Below are 251 nucleotides of genomic sequence, written 5' to 3'. Positions count from 1 at the left end.
GGTCATACAGTCACATTCGGCAATTTTAATCGCTTGGAGAATTTCTGGAGGAAGCTTAAATGTACCCATTAAAAACCAGCAAGCTAATAAATTCAAATCAACCATGACTCCTGTAAAACCAGCGGCAAAAAAGCAAAAAACAGCACCATTGGTGTAAAAATTAGTGCCAAAAATATAGCGGAAAGCTAAACCTAATAACATGACGGCCATATCTGCACTAGTAACAATTCTAAAGGACCTGGCGTAATATG

Annotated in this window: 1 protein-coding gene; it reads right to left on the bottom strand. The window is 37.8% G+C overall.

The genetic code is table 11. The features are described 5' to 3' along the window. Positions 1-210: hypothetical protein (locus tag ACN4Z1_RS16035; RefSeq protein WP_419423064.1), on the bottom strand; the 210-nt coding region annotated here is incomplete at its 3' end. Positions 211-251 lie beyond the last annotated feature (41 nt).

It is taken from the genome of Legionella sp. ST3F1 (assembly GCF_048553315.1).
GTDB lineage: Bacteria > Pseudomonadota > Gammaproteobacteria > Legionellales > Legionellaceae > Tatlockia > Tatlockia donaldsonii.
This window is presented reverse-complemented; position numbering and strand designations above follow the sequence as displayed.